Genomic DNA, 18241 nt, shown 5'->3' on the forward strand with positions numbered 1-18241 from the left:
AAAAAACTCCGACGACCGTTATAAAGTATTAAAACTATTTTTTAAGAATCTTAGTTGTCTTCTGGAATCCGTCTGCTTCAATATTTAATATTAAAACTCTTGATGCCTGAAGCTCGCTTGTAAAATCTAGATCTAAACTTGTTGTAGAACCAGTCATTTTCTTTTTATACACAACTTTTCCGTCAATGCTGTACGCAGTAATTTCAAGATTTTTCAGTGCTTTTGGAGAATTAATTTTCACAATTCCTGAGGTAGGATTCGGAGCAACCATCACATCATTTTCATTAACAACTTCTACCGTACCCAAACTTCCCGTAGTTCCCAAAAACTGTTGTAAAGCAACTACAATTGTAGCAGATTTTCCTCTGTAATCTATTGTATTTCCTGTAGCATCTACATCAGTAGAAATTGTAGAATTCGGATGTTGAATTGAGAAGAAACCAAATTTCTTATCTGGTGTGAAGGTAAGACCTGTAGGTTCTGATCCTGCAGGCATTGATGCGAATAATCTCACATTAGGATTTGCCTGTGTATGATCTGGACCAATCACCCAAATGTAGTTTTTACCACCATCCTGAAGTACCCAAAGATTTCCAAGTTCATCAAAAGTAAGGTTATCGTTTCCGTCTCCCCAAGCCTCAGTTTTTACTCCTTGAGCAGTATTGAATGAATAAGTAGTTGATGCACCTCCAACGAAAGTTTCTACGTTTGAAAGCGTCATTCCGTTGTCTGTCATTCTGTACACTTTGTCTAATCCTTTTGCCGTAAAGTAAATTTTACCGTCAAGTGGACTTATCTCAACATCTTCTACTCCATTAAAGGAAGTACCCCCCAATGACTGAGCCAAAGCAGCTGTATTATTTTGATCTGCCTGAAGTTTATTTGGAATCTGAATCCATTGTCCTGTAGTTGCAACCGGATTTCCGCCACTTAATCCCTGATCAAGTTTCAAAACATACAAATTTCCTGAAGCCAGATTGTTTGGAGTATCCATCACATATTTGTAAACCATGTGAGTTCCACCGTCTTCACCATAATAAGCAGTAGTTCCCGCGTTGTTTACAACCACATTCTCATGATTCATAATTCCCATCTGCCAAAGCTTGTCTTTAGTTCCTGCTTGGTTATGAGACATTACTTGTGCTGTTGCAGGATCAATTTCTACCAACCATCCATAATCTTTGTATCCATCGGCATTAAGATCATTTGAAGTCACAGATTCTTCAGCTGTCACTACTGTTCCCCAAGGTGTAACACCTCCCGAACAGTTTCTGATCGTCTGCACAAGACTCGGTGCTGAAAAGCTCACCGCTCTTGATTTTGTCAACTGCCAAAGTTTAGTTGATGTATTATAATTAACTTCTGCCATGGTAACACCTCCTGGGTTAGTTTCATGGTTTACAGAAAGATATCCGTCGGTACTGCTATTATTTTTAGCAACATAAGCTGTAAAGTCATTAAGACCACCAACCAATCCGCCACCTTCTGTATAATTATCCCCTTCTTTTAAGATTAACTGATATTTGTGTTCAGCAGGGATAATTAATTTTGCAGTCTGCGTAGTCGGAACAATTGAGGTAAAACAGCTGATGTGAGCTCCTGTACAGTTAGAAACCGGTGGAGTGACAGTTGCAGTTGTTTTAAGATATGCATCTATTGTTAAATCTGAACTTGAAGCGCTTCTATTGTGCAATTCAATTGAAATTCTGTTGTTTCCCTGTACAAATTTGTTTTTAGGAATAGAGAATATATTAATAGCCGTTTCTGCAGCCCCGTCAATCGTTGTACTCGAGAAAGTACCATGAGAAACAGCTCCAGCAGGCATATTGTCTCTTATTACTTCTTCACCGTTTAGATAAACAATGATTCCATCATCTCTTCTCACGCCAAATTCCATCGTATTGGTAAGATCTGCCAAATTCACGGTAAAATCTTTGATAAGATAAGCGGTATCTACACCCGAGATGAAAGAAGTCGTAACAGGATCGCCATATCCTAAAGGTCCGTTTCCTACCGCCCAGTTTGAAACATCATAATTGGAACTTTTCCAGGTTGCGGGCAATGCAACATCTGCGTCGTTGTACTTCCATGCACTTTGCAATGCAAAAATCGTAGTCTGTGCCTGGATCATCGATGTCGTCATCAATGCCAAAGCTGCGATACTAAGTAGTTTTCTTTTCACTTTTATTAAAATTTCATTTACCATGCAAAACTATTTTTTTTGCTTCGGCATTGCGTTACGCTATCTTTAATTAAACCCCGATGAATATTAAGATAACTGAAAGTAAATGTTACGAATTTTAACTTATTATTAAATTTGAAATTTATGTAAAACCGAAGCTTTATTTCGCTAATTTCTTAGCCTTGCTGATGTCTGTTAAAGTATTTAGAAAACTGATGAGTTGCTTTTTTTCAATTTCCGTTAGATTAAGTTTATCTGCAGGAAGCGTTTGATTTTTCATTGGCAATCCTAACCCTTCACCACCTCCTTCATTATAAAATTCGATCACTTCTTCAAGTGTATTAAAAGCTCCATTATGGAAGTAAGGTTTTGTTAAGGCAATATTTCTCACGGTCATGGTTTTAAATGAATTTTCGTAGATCCACGAATTTTCTTTTTTCACATTAGAATTTATTCTTCCTCTGTCACCATCGAGTTCTATAGGTAAATTTAAAATTGGTTTTTTAGTCACTCCTAAAACTTCAGATTCATTTTCATTAAAAAAAGGTGGAACAAGTCCTGAAAAATGCGGCGCAAAATGGCAAGTCGCACAATTGGCTTTCCCCATGAATAGATTATAACCTTTTTTAGCATCTTCAGAAATTTCCTTTTCGTTTCTCATAAAACGGTCAAAATCACTTTCAAACGAATACAGAGATGCCACAAAAGAACTTAACGCTTTCGAAAAATTTTGTTTATTAATTTTTCCGTCTTTAAAAACTTTTTTAAACTCTTTTTTATACTCTTTATTGCCATTCAGCTTTTGTACAATTTTTTGATAATCGGTATTAAATTCATCCTGATTATAGATCACATGTTCCGCCTGCTGCTCAAGATAAAAAGCTCTCATATCATAAAAAAACCTTTTCGCAAAAACTGCATTATACAAAGAAGGAGAATTTCTTAAAACCGTTTTTCCTTCTACATTGCTTGCCGATTTCTGTTTTAGGTCGGTGTATGCATTTTCTGGCAGGTGACAACTTGCGCAACTCATCGCTTCATTCGCACTGAAACTTTGGTCATAGAAAATCTTTTCACCCAATTTTTTTAATTCTTCAGAATCTTCAGAAGGTTTTAAAATCGTATAAAAATAAGGATCAAAAAAATCTGCTTTAAAAAAATCTTTATTTGAAACATTCCAGCCCGAAAAATTCTTCAAATCATCAGGATTTCCATCCCAACTGCCCAATTCTGCATATAAAGGCTGAACAAATTCTTTATAAAATTGTATTCTGTCGAACGACTCAAAATCGGTTTTCTTTCCAAGATAAACAATCGCTTTTTGAATAAGTAAATTGGCTTTTTCTGTTTTAAAATTTCTAAAATAAGCCTCATCATTGATGTATTCACTCATTCCTTTTAAAGCATGAGCAGCCTCCTCAGAAATATTGAGCGAACCCGGAGTATCAAAACCAGTCACTCCCAAACTGTAAATTCTAATAAGTTCTATTCGCAAAGGCAAAGTCTTGTTGTTTCCCGAGCTTAATCCGTTATTCAAAGCACTTAAATAAAAGTTTGCGTAACTGTTGTACAGAAAATTGGTAATTGTACTTATTTCTTCTTTTTGCTCATTGGCCTCGTCAGAAAAAATAAGTTCGTCTAAAACCTGTAAACCTTCGGGAGGCAAAGTGTAAGCAGAAGTTCCGGCAGCTTCTATATGAAAAAGTGGCGCTGCATTAAGGTGAGTTTTGGTAAATTCAGGATAATAATAAGCGATGAAAAATTCTACTTCTTTAAAAGAATTTCTGGTATTTCTTAAAGTTTGCTGAAGTTTTTCTAAGGAAATTTTTTCTTGTGAATAAAGTTCTACATCATTTTTCAGATACTCTAATTCAATTTTAAAATCACGTAAACCTCTGTTTATAAATTTATTGTCATTTTTCACGCCCTGATCAACAGAGTTAAAAGACATCACAGAAAAAATGAAAGCACATGGAATAAGCAGTAAAAGATAATATCTCACAGTTTTAATCGCAAAAGTAACCTGATTAGATTACAGGAATTTTACGCATAAATTAAATAATGTTTACGATTTGCGCTCGCCAAGCCTTCTGTTTTAGTTTATTGTAAAAATGAAATTCTATTTTAGAAAATGAGTCTCTAATTTTATAATTTCAAAGATTTTCATTTAATTATTTATCTAAAATACTTTGTACTTTTTCTCCAATTATTTTCAGTCTCAGAATACTTTCAGGAGTGATTCTATCGGCGAATATAATTCTGAAATGATGGCTGTATGCATCAGTGTACGAAAATGTATCTCCGGGTGTAAAAGCGATTTTTTGACTTTCACAAAATTTATAGAAATCTGGCATATTTATGCCTTTAGGAAGTCTTCCCCAAATGCTGTAACCGCCTTGAGGTCTGTGAAAATAACATTCTTTTGGAAAGTATAATCGTAATGCATTAAGAAGTTCTACGCATTGAATTTCTAATTGTTTTCGAAAAAAACGAAGATGTCGGTCATAAGAATTTTCGTTTAACAATTGTATCATTAATTCCTGAAAAATAGGCACTACAGACCTTCCCAAAGAAAACTTTATTCTTTCAGCTTGTTCAAAAAACCGACCTGTATTCAGCCATCCCAGACGAATTCCTGGTGCTAAAGTTTTTGAAAATGATGAATAGGTCATTACCCAACCCTCTTTATCAAAATTACCAATTGTTGAAGGTCTTTCTCCATCAAAATAAATGTCACCATAAATATCATTTTCAATAATCGGAATCTCATTATTTTCCGCAATCGAAACAAGTTCTTTCTTTGTTTCGTCTGATATTAAAATTCCTGTGGGATTATGAAAATTTGGGGTTACAACAACAGCACGAATATTATTTTCAGTTACAGCATCTTTTAGATAATCTATATCAAAACCGTTTTTATAATGAACTGGAATTTCAATTATCTTCAGTTTTAAATTTGAAATTACCTCCAAAACAGAGAAAACACACGGACTTTCTACAGCAACCACATCAGCAGGTTGAGTTACTGAAGCCAACGCAATATAAAGCGCCTGCAATGCACCATCTGTAATAATTAGCTGTTCTGAATTTATTTTACAGCCAAATTTTATTATTCGTTCAGCAATTTGATTTCTTAAAACTTCCGATCCATTCGCAGGATAATACCTGAGAATTGATGCTCCTTTTTTCCGAATTACTTCCTGCATTTTTCTTAAAATCAATTTTTGAGGAACAAGCAAATCTGTCGGTGCAGCGGTATTAAATGAAATTTGTTCAAAAGACTTACCTGACTTTGAAGTGAGTTTTACCTTTTCATCAAACTCCGAATTTCTTACAACTGGCGAAAATGTTGGTAAATCTTCAGGAATATTTTCATTTGTTTTTATAGTAACAAAAAATCCTGAGCGAGGGCGATTTTCAACCCAGCCTTTCATGACAAGATAATCATAACCATTTTGCACGGAAGTAATGCTCAGTTGATACTGTTCTTTAATTTCCCTTACAGAAGGTAGCCGATCGCCCGAAGTAAAAACTCCACTTTTAATCTGTTCCTCGATGACCGAAGTAAATATCTGATATTTAAAATTCTGCATTATTTTATAACGAATCTGTTCCGAACAAATTTACAAAATTTCAATCTGTACCGTTTTATTAGCTTAAAACTGTACCGATATTATCATTCTCAAATAACTTAGCTTTGAAAAAAAAATTAAGAATGGAGATTGTTTCAAAATTTGTGGTAGGTTCAGATCAGGGAGTCGATGAGTTTTTCGATGTTAAAAAAGCTTTTATTAAAAGCTCATACAAAGAGATCGTTGCACCGGAAATTATAGAGAATTACATTAAAGAACATTTTGATCACAGAAAAATGATCAATGTTTTAAATGATTTTTCCAATCAATTAATTATGGTGTTTGCAAATCAGCAACCTGTAGGATATTGCTTTTTTCAAACCGGATTTTCTTATCCAGAAGCTAGTGAAAATCAAAAAATGACAGCTATCAAAGAATTTTCTATTCTTCAGGAATATGATTTGCCAGAAGTGAGACTTTCTCTTTGGAATAAAGTAAAATCAGCAATTCAATTTGCTGATAGTATTTGGATTAATATTAGAGAAAATAATTCAGAAATTCAGTTTTTTAAAGATCAAAAATTCGTTTTTGTAAAAGATACGGTTTCAGAACCATTCAATCTTCCATCATCCATTTATGAATTAGATTTAAAGAAATCATAAATCATTTATTATAAATCCACATCAGCAAAGGCTTTTCAGAGTTTTGAATAATCGGGTCTAATTCTTTCATCGCATTATTGGAAATCGTAGGACAACCCCATCCTTCCGGAGAACCTTTTGGATAAATTTCTTCATCGCTCATCAATTCCCAGGAATGAAAAACAATGAATCTTTTCAGCGCATTATTATTTGTTTCTTCTAAACCGTGCATCAAATATTTTACATGAATTCCCCAGTCACTTCTTCCTCTTTCTCCCAATTGATATTTCCCCAAAGCCGAAAGATGACTTCCGTCTTCGTTACTGAATTCGGGATTTTCTTTTGATTCATCGCTGCTCCAATTATTGTTTCCACAACCGTGACCTACCAAATATTTATTTGAAATTTTTTGTTCCTTAAAATCCCAGATTATAAAACGGCTGAGTCCGGAATGCAGACTCATATCAATTAAAATACAAAAATCAGTGTTCATTTTTTTGCTTTTGCAAAACACAAGGGCTTCTTCCGCTTTCTTTTTTGTTTTGATTAAATCTAATTCAGGCTTTATAATTTCACTGGTCTTTTCATTTTCAGAAACAGTGTTGTCAGCAACCTTTTTCGATTCATTTTGACATGATGAAAAAATGATAACTAAGAAAATTAAATGGAAAATTTTCACAAGATTTATTTATAATGTAAGAAAATACCATAATCTGTTGGAGTCCACCACGCTGCTTTTTGTCCTGCAGCTTTCAATGCATCATTTGCCCAAGTGTTACATGTATTTAGGAAACTATAACTTCCTTTCGCATCATAAAACGCATCATTATCACTGTAAACAGCTTTCGTAGGAATTAATATATAATTTCCGTTTGCATCTCTGTCAAATTTAGTATCTATAAATTTCTCTAATTCTGTGTATTGTTTTTTACTGATCATTATTTTTTTACAATCAGAAGCTTCGGTCATCGTATGGTAGAACGAAGTGTGCATTGCAGATTCGCTCATCCAAAAGGCGGCTTTCACGGCTGTAGAAAATTTCAGATCTGCCCAGGTTGGTGTATCCAGATAAAAACCTTTGTCGCCCCAGCCGATTCCTACATAATTGTAATCCGATTTTTTCGAGGTCGTATTTGCAAACGGAATTTTTGCGCTCCAATCATGTAATTCATTTTTTACAGGCATTACAATGTCGGTATGAACACCATTTGTATAAATGTAAATCGGAATTTCTTTTTGCTCGCCATCATCTTTTGCCGAAACTTCGATAAAAGGAAGCAAATAACCAAGAATTGCGTACAGAACGACGATTCCGAGAATGAAACCGAGAGTTTTGAGGAAATAGATCAGTATAATTTTCACATTCATGTTTATAGATATTGGAGTTTAATAAAATTTAATCTAAATTTTTTCTAAAAGTATTTATTTTAATTCAAAAATTAATTAAATTTAACTAACAAACATTCACAAATATGCTTAAAAACACGAAATCCCAAAAAAGATTTAAAGTAAGAGTAAAAACAGCTCCTAAAAGAACCCAGAAAAAACGTTGATTTTCTTAAAGACATTCTCTTTTTGAAAGTCAATTTTTCTTTTGTAGAAAGGGCTTTTTAAACTTTTACGAATCAAAATCTTTTATTTCTTTAAAACTAAAGTTTTAAGGAATGATACAGTAACCTCATTATTTTTGGAGAGTAAAATTTCCGAACAGGTTTTTTCACCTTTATATTTTACTATAATTCTTTTGAAGACTGATTCAAAAACTCAATATTTCTTTTTAAACCGGCAAATTTTGTACGCTTCACAGGTGATTTCCGGAATATTTCAGAGAATATTTCCTGAGTTAATTCTTTCCATTCCCCTTTTTTGAAATTTTTTAAAGCTTCATTAGGTTTAAATTTAGCCTGAAGATTCGGCGCCGAAAAACGGTTCCACGGACAGACATCCTGACAAATGTCGCAACCAAACATCCAGTCCTCCATTTTATCTTTAAAATAATCCGGAATTTCAGTTTTTAATTCAATCGTTGCATACGAAATGCATTTACTTCCGTCAACAATTTTCTCCGAAACAATCGCATCTGTCGGACAAGCGTCAATACATTTCCTGCAGCTTCCACAATGATCTGTTGTTTCATGATCCGGAATTAAATCTAAATCACAAATAATTTCAGCCAAAAAATAAAACGAACCGCTTTGTTTGGTGATTAAGTTGGCATTTTTACCAACCCAGCCGATTCCTGATTTTTTCGCCCAACTTCTTTCCAAAACTGGCGCAGAATCTACGAAAACACGGAAACCAAAATCTCCGATTTCCTCTTGCAGTTCAGAAACCATATCACGCAGAATTTCCTTTACCACTTCATGATAATCTTCAGCATACGCATATTTTGAAATTTTAAAATTCTCTAATGCAGAAATTTTTTCTTCAGGAAAATAGTTGTAAGAAAGCGAGATCACAGATTTTGAACCTTCTACCAACAATCTAGGGTCTAATCTTTTATCGAAATGATTTCCCATGTATTTCATTTCGCCATGGAAGTTATTTTTAAGCCATTTTTCCAAATGCCGTGCATCTTCTTCCAAGAAATCTGCTTTGGAAATTCCACAATTCTGAAACCCAAAACTTTTAGCTTTAGATTTTATTAATTGAGAATATTTTTCAGCTGTTGAATTCATAGATTTCGCATTGCAAACTTAGGATTAATTAGTATATTCGTGGGCTTAAAATAAATCATATTTCAATAAAACATGAAAAAATTATTTTTACTCTTTTTACTTTTATTTATTTGCAATTTTAATGCTCAAATAAAGTACGAACCTGGCTACTTTATTGACAACACAAATTTAAAAAAAGAAGTTCTTATAAAAAATGAGGGTTGGAAAAATAACCCTGAAAAATTTGAGTATAAAAATGACAACTCTTCCCAGGCAAAAACCTTAACTATAAATAATGTTAAGGAGTTTGGAGTAAATGATAAACAAAGATTTATTCGTAAGACTGTATCAATAGATCTTTCTTCTGAGGAAATTAATAGACTTACTGATGACAAAGAAATTAATTTTAAAGAAAAAACTATTTTTCTAAATTATGTTATTCAGGGAAAAGCAAGTTTATTATCTTATCATGATGGAAATATTAAAAAATATTTCTACATGATTGATGAAAGTGAGCCAAAGCAACTTGTTTACAAGCCTTTCTTAATAAACCAGAGTCAAATATCATATAATAAAAAATATCAAGATCAAATAAAAGAAAATTTAATCTGTGATAATATTACGAGTTCTGAAATTTCTCAAGCAAAATACAATCAAAATGATCTTTCTAAACTATTTACAAAATACAATAGTTGCTCTAATAATCAAACAATTGATTATAATAAAGAAAAAAGAAGTAACAAAGATGCAATTAGTCTAAGTATCCGACCTGGTGTCGTTTTTTCTTCATTAGATTTAATAAGTAAATACAATAAAGATAATTATACTGATTTTGGTTCAAAAACGCTCTTTAGAATAGGAGTAGAGTTAGAATATATTCTTCCTTTCAATAGAAATAAATGGGCATTATTTGCAGAACCAAATTTTCAATATTTCAAAGCTGAAAAAACAATTGTACTTTTCGAGCAAACTCGTGAACGAAGTATTGATTACAAAAATATTCAAATTCCTTTTGGTATAAGACATTATTTTTTCCTTAATGATAATTCTAAAATATTTATGAATGTTGCTATCGGAATAAATGTACCTATAAGATCAGATATAAAATTCTCTAATGATCCAAATGCGAACAAAATTTCAAATGGTACTCCTATACTCTTTGGTGCAGGATATAAGTATAATAATAAATTTGGCATCGAATTAAGATACTCAAAAGAAAATTTATTAAGAAACTTTTTGGCTATGGATTCAAATTATTCAAATTTTTCTGTGATTCTAGGATATAATTTATTTTAAGCTTCTTAGCAAAAATTATTATTTTTCACTTAATTTTGTCTAATAAATAAAAAATTATATTATGTCATTAGCAGATGTATTACAATCAGGAAATTATGCATTAATAGACGTTCGTGAGCCAATGGAGCTTGAAATGGATGGAAATATAGAAGGAGCAACCAATATTCCTTTGGGAGAAGTTGAAGACAGAAAAGAAGAAATCCTATCTATTGAAAAGCCTGTCATTTTATTCTGCAGAAGCGGAAACAGAAGCGGAAAAGCTTTAGAATATCTTAATTCTCAAGGTTTAAAAGACGGCTATAACGGCGGAGGCTGGGCTGATTTGAAAGCAAGTTTATAACAAACAGAAGGAACTTTTTTAAGTTCCTTTTTTTATTTAATTAAACCTGATTATATGATTTTAAAAGATAGATTTGAATCACTTTGTCTGAATTTTACTAAAGATAAAATTCTAATTGAAAAATTTTGGTTTGAAATAGAGAAAAAATATTCAGGAAAAAGCAGGTATTATCATAATCTTCAACATTTAGAAAATATGTTCGAGGAAATTGATGCAGTAAGAAATCAGATTGAAAAATTTGATAATATTTCATTTTCTATTTTTTATCATGATGTGATTTATGATCCGACATCGAAGTTAAATGAAGAAAAAAGTGCAGATATTGCAAAAGAAAGACTTGAAAGTTTGGATGTAAATAATGATGACATTCAAAAAGTTTACAAACAGATTTTATCTACAAAATCTCATCAAAAATCTAAAGATGAAGACACTAATTTTCTTTTAGATGCCGATTTATCAATTCTTGGAAAAAGCAGTGAAGTTTATTCAGAATATACAAAACAGATCAGAAAAGAATATTCTATTTATCCGGATTTTCTTTATAAGCCGGGAAGAAAAAAGGTTTTACAACATTTTTTGGAGCTTGAAAGTATTTATAAAACTGAATTTTTTAAAAATAAATATGAAACTCAGGCGAGAGAGAATATAGAATTTGAATTGAAAAGTTTATAGATTTTGGTTAAAAAATTAAGCGGCTAAAGCTCGATTTTTATTGGTGTCATTGAGGGTTTATATTTTATTAAACCACCCCGTCAAAAATTCTTTGAATTTTCGCCACCCCTCCAAAGGAGGGGAATTTTTTTAGAGAATTAATTGATAACAGAATTTATAAATTCAATTGATTTATTTAAAACTATTTCCGGAGATTCTTTGTGTGGGGTATGTCCAATATTTGGAATGATAAATTTATCGGCAGTTCCTTTAACCTGCGAAACTGTTTTTTCAACTTGGTCTAAAGTTCCATATTCATCATTCTCTCCCTGAATAAATAATAGAGGACTTATTATATTTTTCAATAAATACTCAATATTCCAGCTTTTGAACTTGTCGCTAAGCCAAATTTCAGTCCATGCTTTGACAATCATTTCTACTTTGTCTCCGTGATATTTTTCCAGACGTTGTGGTAGGTTTGTGGTGTTGTAAGCATTTAACGCTTCCTTCACTCCTTTTACCGTTATATCTTCAACAAATATATGTCCAGCTTCACAAATCACAGCTTTTACTTTTTCAGAATATTTTGAGGCAGCCATTAAAGCAATCGTTCCGCCATCGCTGTGCCCGAAAAGAATGGCATCATTAATATTCAATTCAGAAAGCAAATCATTCAATGCATCAGCTTCAAGTTCCATGTAATTATTTTCCCTTTCATGGGTAGTCATCGAAAAAGATTTTCCATATCCTAAACGATCATATACTAAAGCATTACATCGAGTTTCTTCAGCCAATTTTTCAGGAAAATCCCTCCAAAGCTGAGTCGAACCTAAAGAATCATGTAAAAAAACGATGGTGGGTTTATTTTCGAATGAATTATTAAATTTTATAAATAAGTTTTTCCCCTTTACATCAATTACCTCTTCAATCATTATTTATAAACTAGGATTTTTTGTTTCGTTAAATTCTTTTAAAAGGTTGGCAAAAACTGTTTCCACGGGAAGAACTTCGTCAATTAAAGCTGAAACCTGACCAATTTCCAATTCGCCTTCTTCCATATCACCTTCAAACATTCCTTTTTTAGCTCTTGCTCTGCCTAAAGAAGCGACCAAAGCTTCTGCATTTCGTCCTACATTATAAATTTCTTCGAGCTCATTAAAGAATTTGTTTTTAACCATTCTTACAGGTGCCAATTCTTTTAACGTAAGAAGTGTATCGCCTTCATTCAGTTCTGTAATTTTCTTTTTCCAGTTTTCGTGAGCACTTGCTTCTTGTGTTGCGGCAAAACGGCTTCCAATCTGAACTCCGTCTGCTCCTAAAATCATGGCAGCTTTCATTTGAGAACCCAAAGCAATTCCGCCTGCTGCAATTAATGGTTTAGAAATATGTTTTTTTACATTTGGGATTAAACAAAAAGTAGTTGTTTCATCTCTACCGTTGTGACCTCCAGCTTCAAAGCCTTCTGCGACAATTGCATCAACTACAGCTTCTTCACACTTAACTGCAAACTTAGTTGAAGAAACTACGTGAGCTACTTTTAAGCCTTCCTTTTGAAGAGTTTCGGTATACGTTTTAGGACTTCCGGCTGAAGTGAAAACTATTTTCACACCTTCTTCTAAAATTATATTGATAATTTCTTCTAAATTAGGGTAAAGCAGGGCAACGTTTACACCAAAAGGTTTATCGGTAGCTTTCTTGCATTTCTTAATATTTTCGCGCAAAATATCGGGATACATACTTGCTGAACCAATTAAGCCCAATCCGCCACAGTTTGAAACCGCCGAAGCCAGCCTCCAACCTGAATGCCAAATCATACCGGCCTGAATTATGGGATATTGAATATTGAAAAGTTCTGTGATTCTGTTTTTATTTTCGTTCATTTCATGAAGCTTTTTAGCGGAATTGAAATCTATAAAATTACTCATAAGGTAAAAATACTAAAAACGTAGATTCTATGATACATCTAAGATATATTTTCATAAAAAAACCTCCAGAAAGTTCTGAAGGTTTTTTTATTATTTTTTAAGAGATTCTTTTTTCCAGTTCCCTTTAAAATCACAATTATCATATCGCCCGTCTATAGAAATAAATGTGGTTGGAAGTTTTGAATTAACAAACTTTTCAATCATTTCACTTTTTTTCTTATTAAGAGCCATCTGCTTAATTCTGTCATAATCTGTTTCTAAAGTAATCTGGTGAGCAGGAATAACATCTTCAATTTTAATGATTTTTACCACTTTTCTTTTTCTTTCGTCTTCATCATCAAAAGCAGTTGTAATATCATTTTTATTAAGACCGGCAAGCTCATAGCTGATTACTCCCGGAACACTTTCTCTTTCCATTTTACTAGAACCATCTTGGCCAGTAATAACACCCGCATTGAATTTAGTTCTTTTATCATCCGAAAACTTAAATGCGGCATCTTTAAAACTCAATTTTTCAGCTAAGACCAAACCCCTGATACTGTCTAATTTTTGTTTTGCAGTCGTAATTTCCGCATCTGTAGGCGTAGCCATTAAAAGAATATGTCTCGCATCATATGCTTTACCCGACTTTTTCACCAACTGAATAATGTGATATCCAAATTCAGATTCTACAGGGTCTGAAATTTCACCTTCCTGTAGGTTTAATGCTGCAGCTTCGAAAGGCTTTACCATTTGTCCTTTAAAGATATTTTTCATCAAACCTCCATTTGGAGCTGTTCCCTGATCTTCAGAATAAATTCTTGCCTGACTTTCGAAACTTTCTCCTGCTAAAATATCAGCTTTAATTTTTTTAAGTTTATTAATCAATTCCTCTTTATGAGCTTCCGTCAATTTAGGATACATCATAATCTGAGAAAGAGAAACCTCATCTTTTATTTCAGGAAGCTGAGATTTATACAAATTGAAAAAATCGGTTACTTCATTTGGAGTAACATCGGCTTTTTCTGTAATTCTCTGATATTTTGCCTGCCCGTAATATTGATCAGTATCAATTTTTTCGATGGCATTTTTCATCTCAAACTGATTTCTGAACTTATAAGCAGCCAACATCGACTTTTCGTCTGGAAATTGAGAAAGCAATTGACCATACTTTGCATTTACTCCTTCTTTAATTGCCGCAGAACGGTTATCAATCAAGGTATCTCTTTTTGCTTCGTAAACCAGAAGTTTATTATTGATTAAGTTTTCCAAAAACTCACATCTGTCGGTTGTTGAGGCACCCTGTTGTTTTCCGTAATTCATCTGCTCTTCAACATCAGATTCCAAAACGATCTCATCACCAATTACTGCCGCAATACCGTCTACCAACTGTCCTTTCTTTAGCTGAGCGTTGATGTTTCCTGAGAACAACATCGTGAAAACTCCCAAAAGGAAAGTGATTTTTAGTTTATTTATCATTATACTATTTTAAACAAGTTGCAAATTTAGAATTCTTAATGAATTACACTCAATTTTTTATTATAAATATTTCTTAAAAAGAGATGATTTACTGCAATTCGACATTAAAAGTTGTCAATTCTTTAAATTGCTCCAATCTCTTAGAAATATCAGCTTCGTTTACCTCCTCAATTCTTTCAGTTCCGAATTTTTCTACCGTGAAAGATGCCATTGCAGAACCTACAATTAATGCAGACTTCATTGTTTCGAAATCGAATTTACCTTTTTTAGCTAGATACGCTGCAAAACCACCTGCGAAAGTATCACCCGCTCCAGTCGGATCGAAAACTTCTTCCAATGGAAGCGCAGGAATTGCGAATACTTTATTATCGTGGAAAAGCAAAGCACCGTGCTCTCCTTTTTTGATAATTACATATTCAGGTCCCATTGTGTGGATTTTTTTAGCAGCTTTTACTAAAGAATATTCTCCTGAAAGCTGTCTTGCTTCTTCATCGTTGATACTGATTACGTCAGTTTTAGCAATCATATCTTTCAAAATATCCATTGCAGAATCCATCCAGAAATTCATTGTATCTAAAATAACCAATTTAGGACGCTGATTCATTTTTTCAAGAACTGAAAGCTGAACTCCAGGGTGAAGATTTCCTAATAACAAAATTTCTGCATCCTGCATCGAATCAGGAATTTTTGGATCAAAGTTTTCCAATACATTTACTTCAGTCGCTAAAGTGTCTCTTGTATTTAAATCATTATGATATTTTCCTGCCCAGAAAAACGTTTTCCCTTCTTTTACAATTTCAATTCCTTCAATATTTACGTCTCTATTGGTAAATTTATCAAGGTATTCTTGTGGGAAATCTCCTCCAACTACAGATACAATTCCAGATTTCACTCCCAAAATAGAAGATGTAATCCCGATATAAGTAGCTGCTCCACCTAAAATTTTATCTGTTTTCCCAAACGGCGTCTCAATTGCATCAAATGCCACGCTTCCTACGACTAAAAGTTTCATATGTATTTTTTATTTTATTTTAAAGGTCATATGCAATCTACCGATGTCATATGTATTTTTTATATTTTAAAGTTTATTTTTTCCATTCAAAAGTATCCAACAAATGCATCATGTCTTTTTTGATATAATCAATTGCAGGAGCTAAAGAATCTGGTTTTGGTCTAGAATTAAAGTATAAATATCCTGTCACGAAATGTTTTGTACTGTCGGTTGCATAAAACTGTAGATTGGATGCAGCCTGACCTTTCAACTCATAAAAATTTCCGTAGACTTTTTTCTCAGGATATTCGAAAGATTTTGTATCGATAGAACTTGCTTTCACAGTATGTTTGTAAACCATTTTTTCGGTTTCCATAATCTGTTGAGCAAAATCGTTGTTGATTGGGTAATACGTCAGGAAAATCTTCGCCTTCATTTTAGGATAGTTCAGATAATACCAACAAGGTTTCTTTGCATCATAAATTTTGGCATAATCTGAAGCTTCAAAAGAATACAGACAATTAGGTTCAAATTTATGATATTTTGGTGCAGGATATTCTAATCTCAACTCGCCGTAAGGTTTTGGAGTACTCTCTTTTCCGCACGAAATAATCAGCATCGAAACAAAAATAAAAATGACTTTTTTAATCATTTTGCAAAAATACAAATTAGATTTAGATTTTGGGAGACAAATTTCAGCATTTCAATGAGTTTTGAAATTTGTTGGAGAAGATTTTTTTAACGCAAAGTCCGCAAAGATTTTTTTTCATCACTTACTGCATATTTTTCGTTCACAAAGGCGTTTCACTTAGCAAAGACAAAAAAGTTAATAAAGTAGGTATTTTTTTCATTCTGAACGAAGCAAAGCATAGTGAAGAATCTCTTTTTTAAATTAATAGATAGTGACAAACTAAACTTTAATTATAGAATTTTATACGCTACATCGTAATGTTGAATATAATTTTCTAAAGGTTTTGGAAATGATCTTTCATGAGAACCTTCAACATCGGTTACAATGTAATTGTTTTCAGCAATAAAACTTTCCCAAGCTGTTTCAGAATCAACTTCAACATTAAAAATTTCTATGCTTAAATTTTTGTGGGTGAGTTTATGATTGATGGTTTTTACACTTTTAATAAACGGTTTTAAATCATCTGAAATTGTTGATGGAAATTCAAATAATTTTTTCCAGATGAAGTCGTCTTTTCTTTGCTGAATTAAAAACTGTCCGTTTCGGTGAACGAAATAATATAGTAATTGTAAATCCTGTGCTTTTACTTTCTTGGTTTTAACAGGAAATTCCGATATTTTATTTAATGAAAAAGCCAAGCAATCATCATTTACAGGACATTCTCCACACAAAGGATTTTTGGGTTTGCAGATTTCCGAACCTAAATCCATCATTGCCTGATTAAAATCACCCACATTTTCAGGTATAATCAAAGCTGATAATTCTGAAAAATAATTGAAAGCTCTCGAATTAGAAATATCAAAATCATCGGCAAAAATTCTACTTAAAACTCGGTAAAAATTTCCATCAACTGCAGGCATTTTCCCACCAAAACAAATACTGGAAACAGCTGCAGCAGTATATTTTCCAATTCCTTTTAGTTTTAAAATTTCTTCATAATCGGAAGGAAAAATTCCGTTGTAATCGTGAATAATTTGTTGTGACGCTTTATGAATATTGATGGCACGAGAATAATATCCCAAACCTTTCCAATATAATAAAACCTCATCTACAGGAGATTCTGCCAAAGTTTTCACGTCGGGAAATCTTTCGATAAAATTATTGTAATGATTTAAACCCTGAGCAATTCTGGTTTGCTGAAAAACAATCTCACAAATCCAGATTTTATAAGGATCTTTGGTTTTTCTGAACGGTAAATCTCTCGCATTTTTGTCATACCACTTCAACAGCTTGTTCCCGATGTGAAGAAAGTCTGAGTTCTTTTTATTCTTTTCCAAAAACCAATTCATTTAATGAGGCAAAGATAAAATTATTTTTTTGCGTTATCAATAAGATAAACAGGTGCTCCTTTTAACCATTGATATTTGATTTGTTTTATTTCTGCAATAGATTTATACCCCTTAAGCTTTTCTAAAAAAACATACACCGAATCATTTTTTTCTTTTTTAATATTTAATCTCTGATTTGAAAGAAACCGATACGGATACGAAATTACAGAATCTCTTTTGCTGAATAACAAGTCTCCCGAATTGATGCTGTAAATATAAATTGCCTTACCTCGACCTGAAGAACTGTCGGTAACAGAAATATCTGAACTTGCCACAACCATATCGCTGATTCCGTAAGCTTCGTCTTCAGACATTACATAAGCCTGATTGCTGTCTTTTTTTTCGTTTTTAAAAAGATCAATCTCATATTTTCGAGGCCGCTGATATTCTTTTTCACAGCTTAAAACAGAAATCAACAGAAAAGCGAACAAAATGTAAAACGTGAAATTTTTCATTAAACCGTTTTTAAAATAATTAGAAATAAAAAACCGATGTTTTTGACGCACCGG

Annotated in this window: 17 protein-coding genes; 4 read left to right on the forward strand and 13 right to left on the reverse strand. The window is 32.7% G+C overall.

The features are described 5' to 3' along the window. Positions 1-34 precede the first annotated feature (34 nt). The 3 genes from FDY99_RS04555 to FDY99_RS04565 form a co-directional block, all read right to left on the reverse strand. Complete coding sequence (locus tag FDY99_RS04555) at positions 35-2182, reverse strand: alkaline phosphatase PhoX (RefSeq protein WP_139419517.1); 2148 nt, start codon at positions 2180-2182, stop codon at positions 35-37. 160 nt (positions 2183-2342) lie between these two features. After that, positions 2343-4133, reverse strand: coding sequence for a cytochrome-c peroxidase (locus FDY99_RS04560; protein ID WP_139419519.1), 1791 nt, complete (start codon positions 4131-4133; stop codon positions 2343-2345). A gap of 220 nt (positions 4134-4353) precedes the next feature. Then, on the reverse strand, positions 4354-5775 hold the full coding sequence (locus FDY99_RS04565; RefSeq protein ID WP_139419522.1) for an aminotransferase-like domain-containing protein: 1422 nt from the start codon (positions 5773-5775) through the stop codon (positions 4354-4356). A 104-nt stretch (positions 5776-5879) separates the two neighbouring features. Here FDY99_RS04565 and FDY99_RS04570 point away from each other — a divergent pair, with 104 nt between their 5' ends. After that, positions 5880-6416, forward strand: coding sequence for a hypothetical protein (locus FDY99_RS04570; RefSeq protein ID WP_139419524.1), 537 nt, complete (start codon positions 5880-5882; stop codon positions 6414-6416). Position 6417: 1 nt separating this feature from the next. Here FDY99_RS04570 and FDY99_RS04575 read toward each other — a convergent pair whose 3' ends face one another. The 3 genes from FDY99_RS04575 to queG form a co-directional block, all read right to left on the reverse strand. Continuing rightward, positions 6418-7074, reverse strand: a complete 657-nt coding sequence (locus FDY99_RS04575; RefSeq protein WP_228448737.1) for a murein L,D-transpeptidase catalytic domain-containing protein — start codon at positions 7072-7074, stop codon at positions 6418-6420. Positions 7075-7079: 5 nt separating this feature from the next. Then, positions 7080-7763 carry a TIGR02117 family protein gene (locus tag FDY99_RS04580; RefSeq protein ID WP_139419528.1) on the reverse strand — a complete coding sequence of 228 codons (684 nt, stop codon included), beginning with the start codon at positions 7761-7763 and terminating at the stop codon, positions 7080-7082. 365 nt (positions 7764-8128) lie between these two features. Continuing rightward, entirely contained in the window at positions 8129-9073 is a 945-nt protein-coding gene (gene queG, locus FDY99_RS04585; protein ID WP_139419530.1) for a tRNA epoxyqueuosine(34) reductase QueG, read from the reverse strand. A 72-nt stretch (positions 9074-9145) separates the two neighbouring features. On the opposite strand from queG, the gene FDY99_RS04590 reads away from it, so the two are divergent. From FDY99_RS04590 to FDY99_RS04600, 3 genes are all read left to right on the forward strand, one after another. Beyond that, complete coding sequence (locus tag FDY99_RS04590) at positions 9146-10348, forward strand: porin family protein (RefSeq protein ID WP_139419532.1); 1203 nt, start codon at positions 9146-9148, stop codon at positions 10346-10348. A 61-nt stretch (positions 10349-10409) separates the two neighbouring features. Continuing rightward, on the forward strand, positions 10410-10688 hold the full coding sequence (locus tag FDY99_RS04595; protein WP_139419534.1) for a rhodanese-like domain-containing protein: 279 nt from the start codon (positions 10410-10412) through the stop codon (positions 10686-10688). 54 nt (positions 10689-10742) lie between these two features. Beyond that, positions 10743-11360, forward strand: a complete 618-nt coding sequence (locus FDY99_RS04600; protein WP_139419536.1) for an HD domain-containing protein — start codon at positions 10743-10745, stop codon at positions 11358-11360. 137 nt (positions 11361-11497) lie between these two features. Here the strand turns inward: FDY99_RS04600 and FDY99_RS04605 are convergent, their stop codons facing one another. From FDY99_RS04605 to FDY99_RS04635, 7 genes are all read right to left on the reverse strand, one after another. Continuing rightward, positions 11498-12271: an alpha/beta fold hydrolase gene (locus FDY99_RS04605; RefSeq protein WP_139419538.1), complete on the reverse strand. Its 774-nt coding sequence runs from the start codon at positions 12269-12271 to the stop codon at positions 11498-11500. A gap of 3 nt (positions 12272-12274) precedes the next feature. Then, entirely contained in the window at positions 12275-13219 is a 945-nt protein-coding gene (locus FDY99_RS04610) for an NAD(P)H-dependent flavin oxidoreductase (protein ID WP_139419540.1), read from the reverse strand. Between the two features lie 135 nt (positions 13220-13354). Further along, a complete protein-coding gene (locus tag FDY99_RS04615) occupies positions 13355-14722 on the reverse strand; it encodes a peptidylprolyl isomerase (protein WP_139419542.1) in 1368 nt (455 codons plus the stop codon). Between the two features lie 88 nt (positions 14723-14810). Then, positions 14811-15734, reverse strand: coding sequence for a PfkB family carbohydrate kinase (locus tag FDY99_RS04620; protein ID WP_139419544.1), 924 nt, complete (start codon positions 15732-15734; stop codon positions 14811-14813). A gap of 73 nt (positions 15735-15807) precedes the next feature. After that, positions 15808-16365, reverse strand: coding sequence for a gliding motility lipoprotein GldD (gene gldD, locus FDY99_RS04625; RefSeq protein WP_074229734.1), 558 nt, complete (start codon positions 16363-16365; stop codon positions 15808-15810). Positions 16366-16634: 269 nt separating this feature from the next. Continuing rightward, positions 16635-17681, reverse strand: coding sequence for an A/G-specific adenine glycosylase (mutY, locus tag FDY99_RS04630; protein ID WP_139419546.1), 1047 nt, complete (start codon positions 17679-17681; stop codon positions 16635-16637). 32 nt (positions 17682-17713) lie between these two features. After that, the gene (locus FDY99_RS04635) at positions 17714-18187 is read right to left on the reverse strand and encodes a hypothetical protein (RefSeq protein WP_139419548.1); all 474 of its coding nucleotides are present in this window, start codon (positions 18185-18187) and stop codon (positions 17714-17716) included. Positions 18188-18241 lie beyond the last annotated feature (54 nt).

Source organism: Chryseobacterium mulctrae (genome assembly GCF_006175945.1).
Taxonomy (GTDB): domain Bacteria; phylum Bacteroidota; class Bacteroidia; order Flavobacteriales; family Weeksellaceae; genus Chryseobacterium; species Chryseobacterium mulctrae.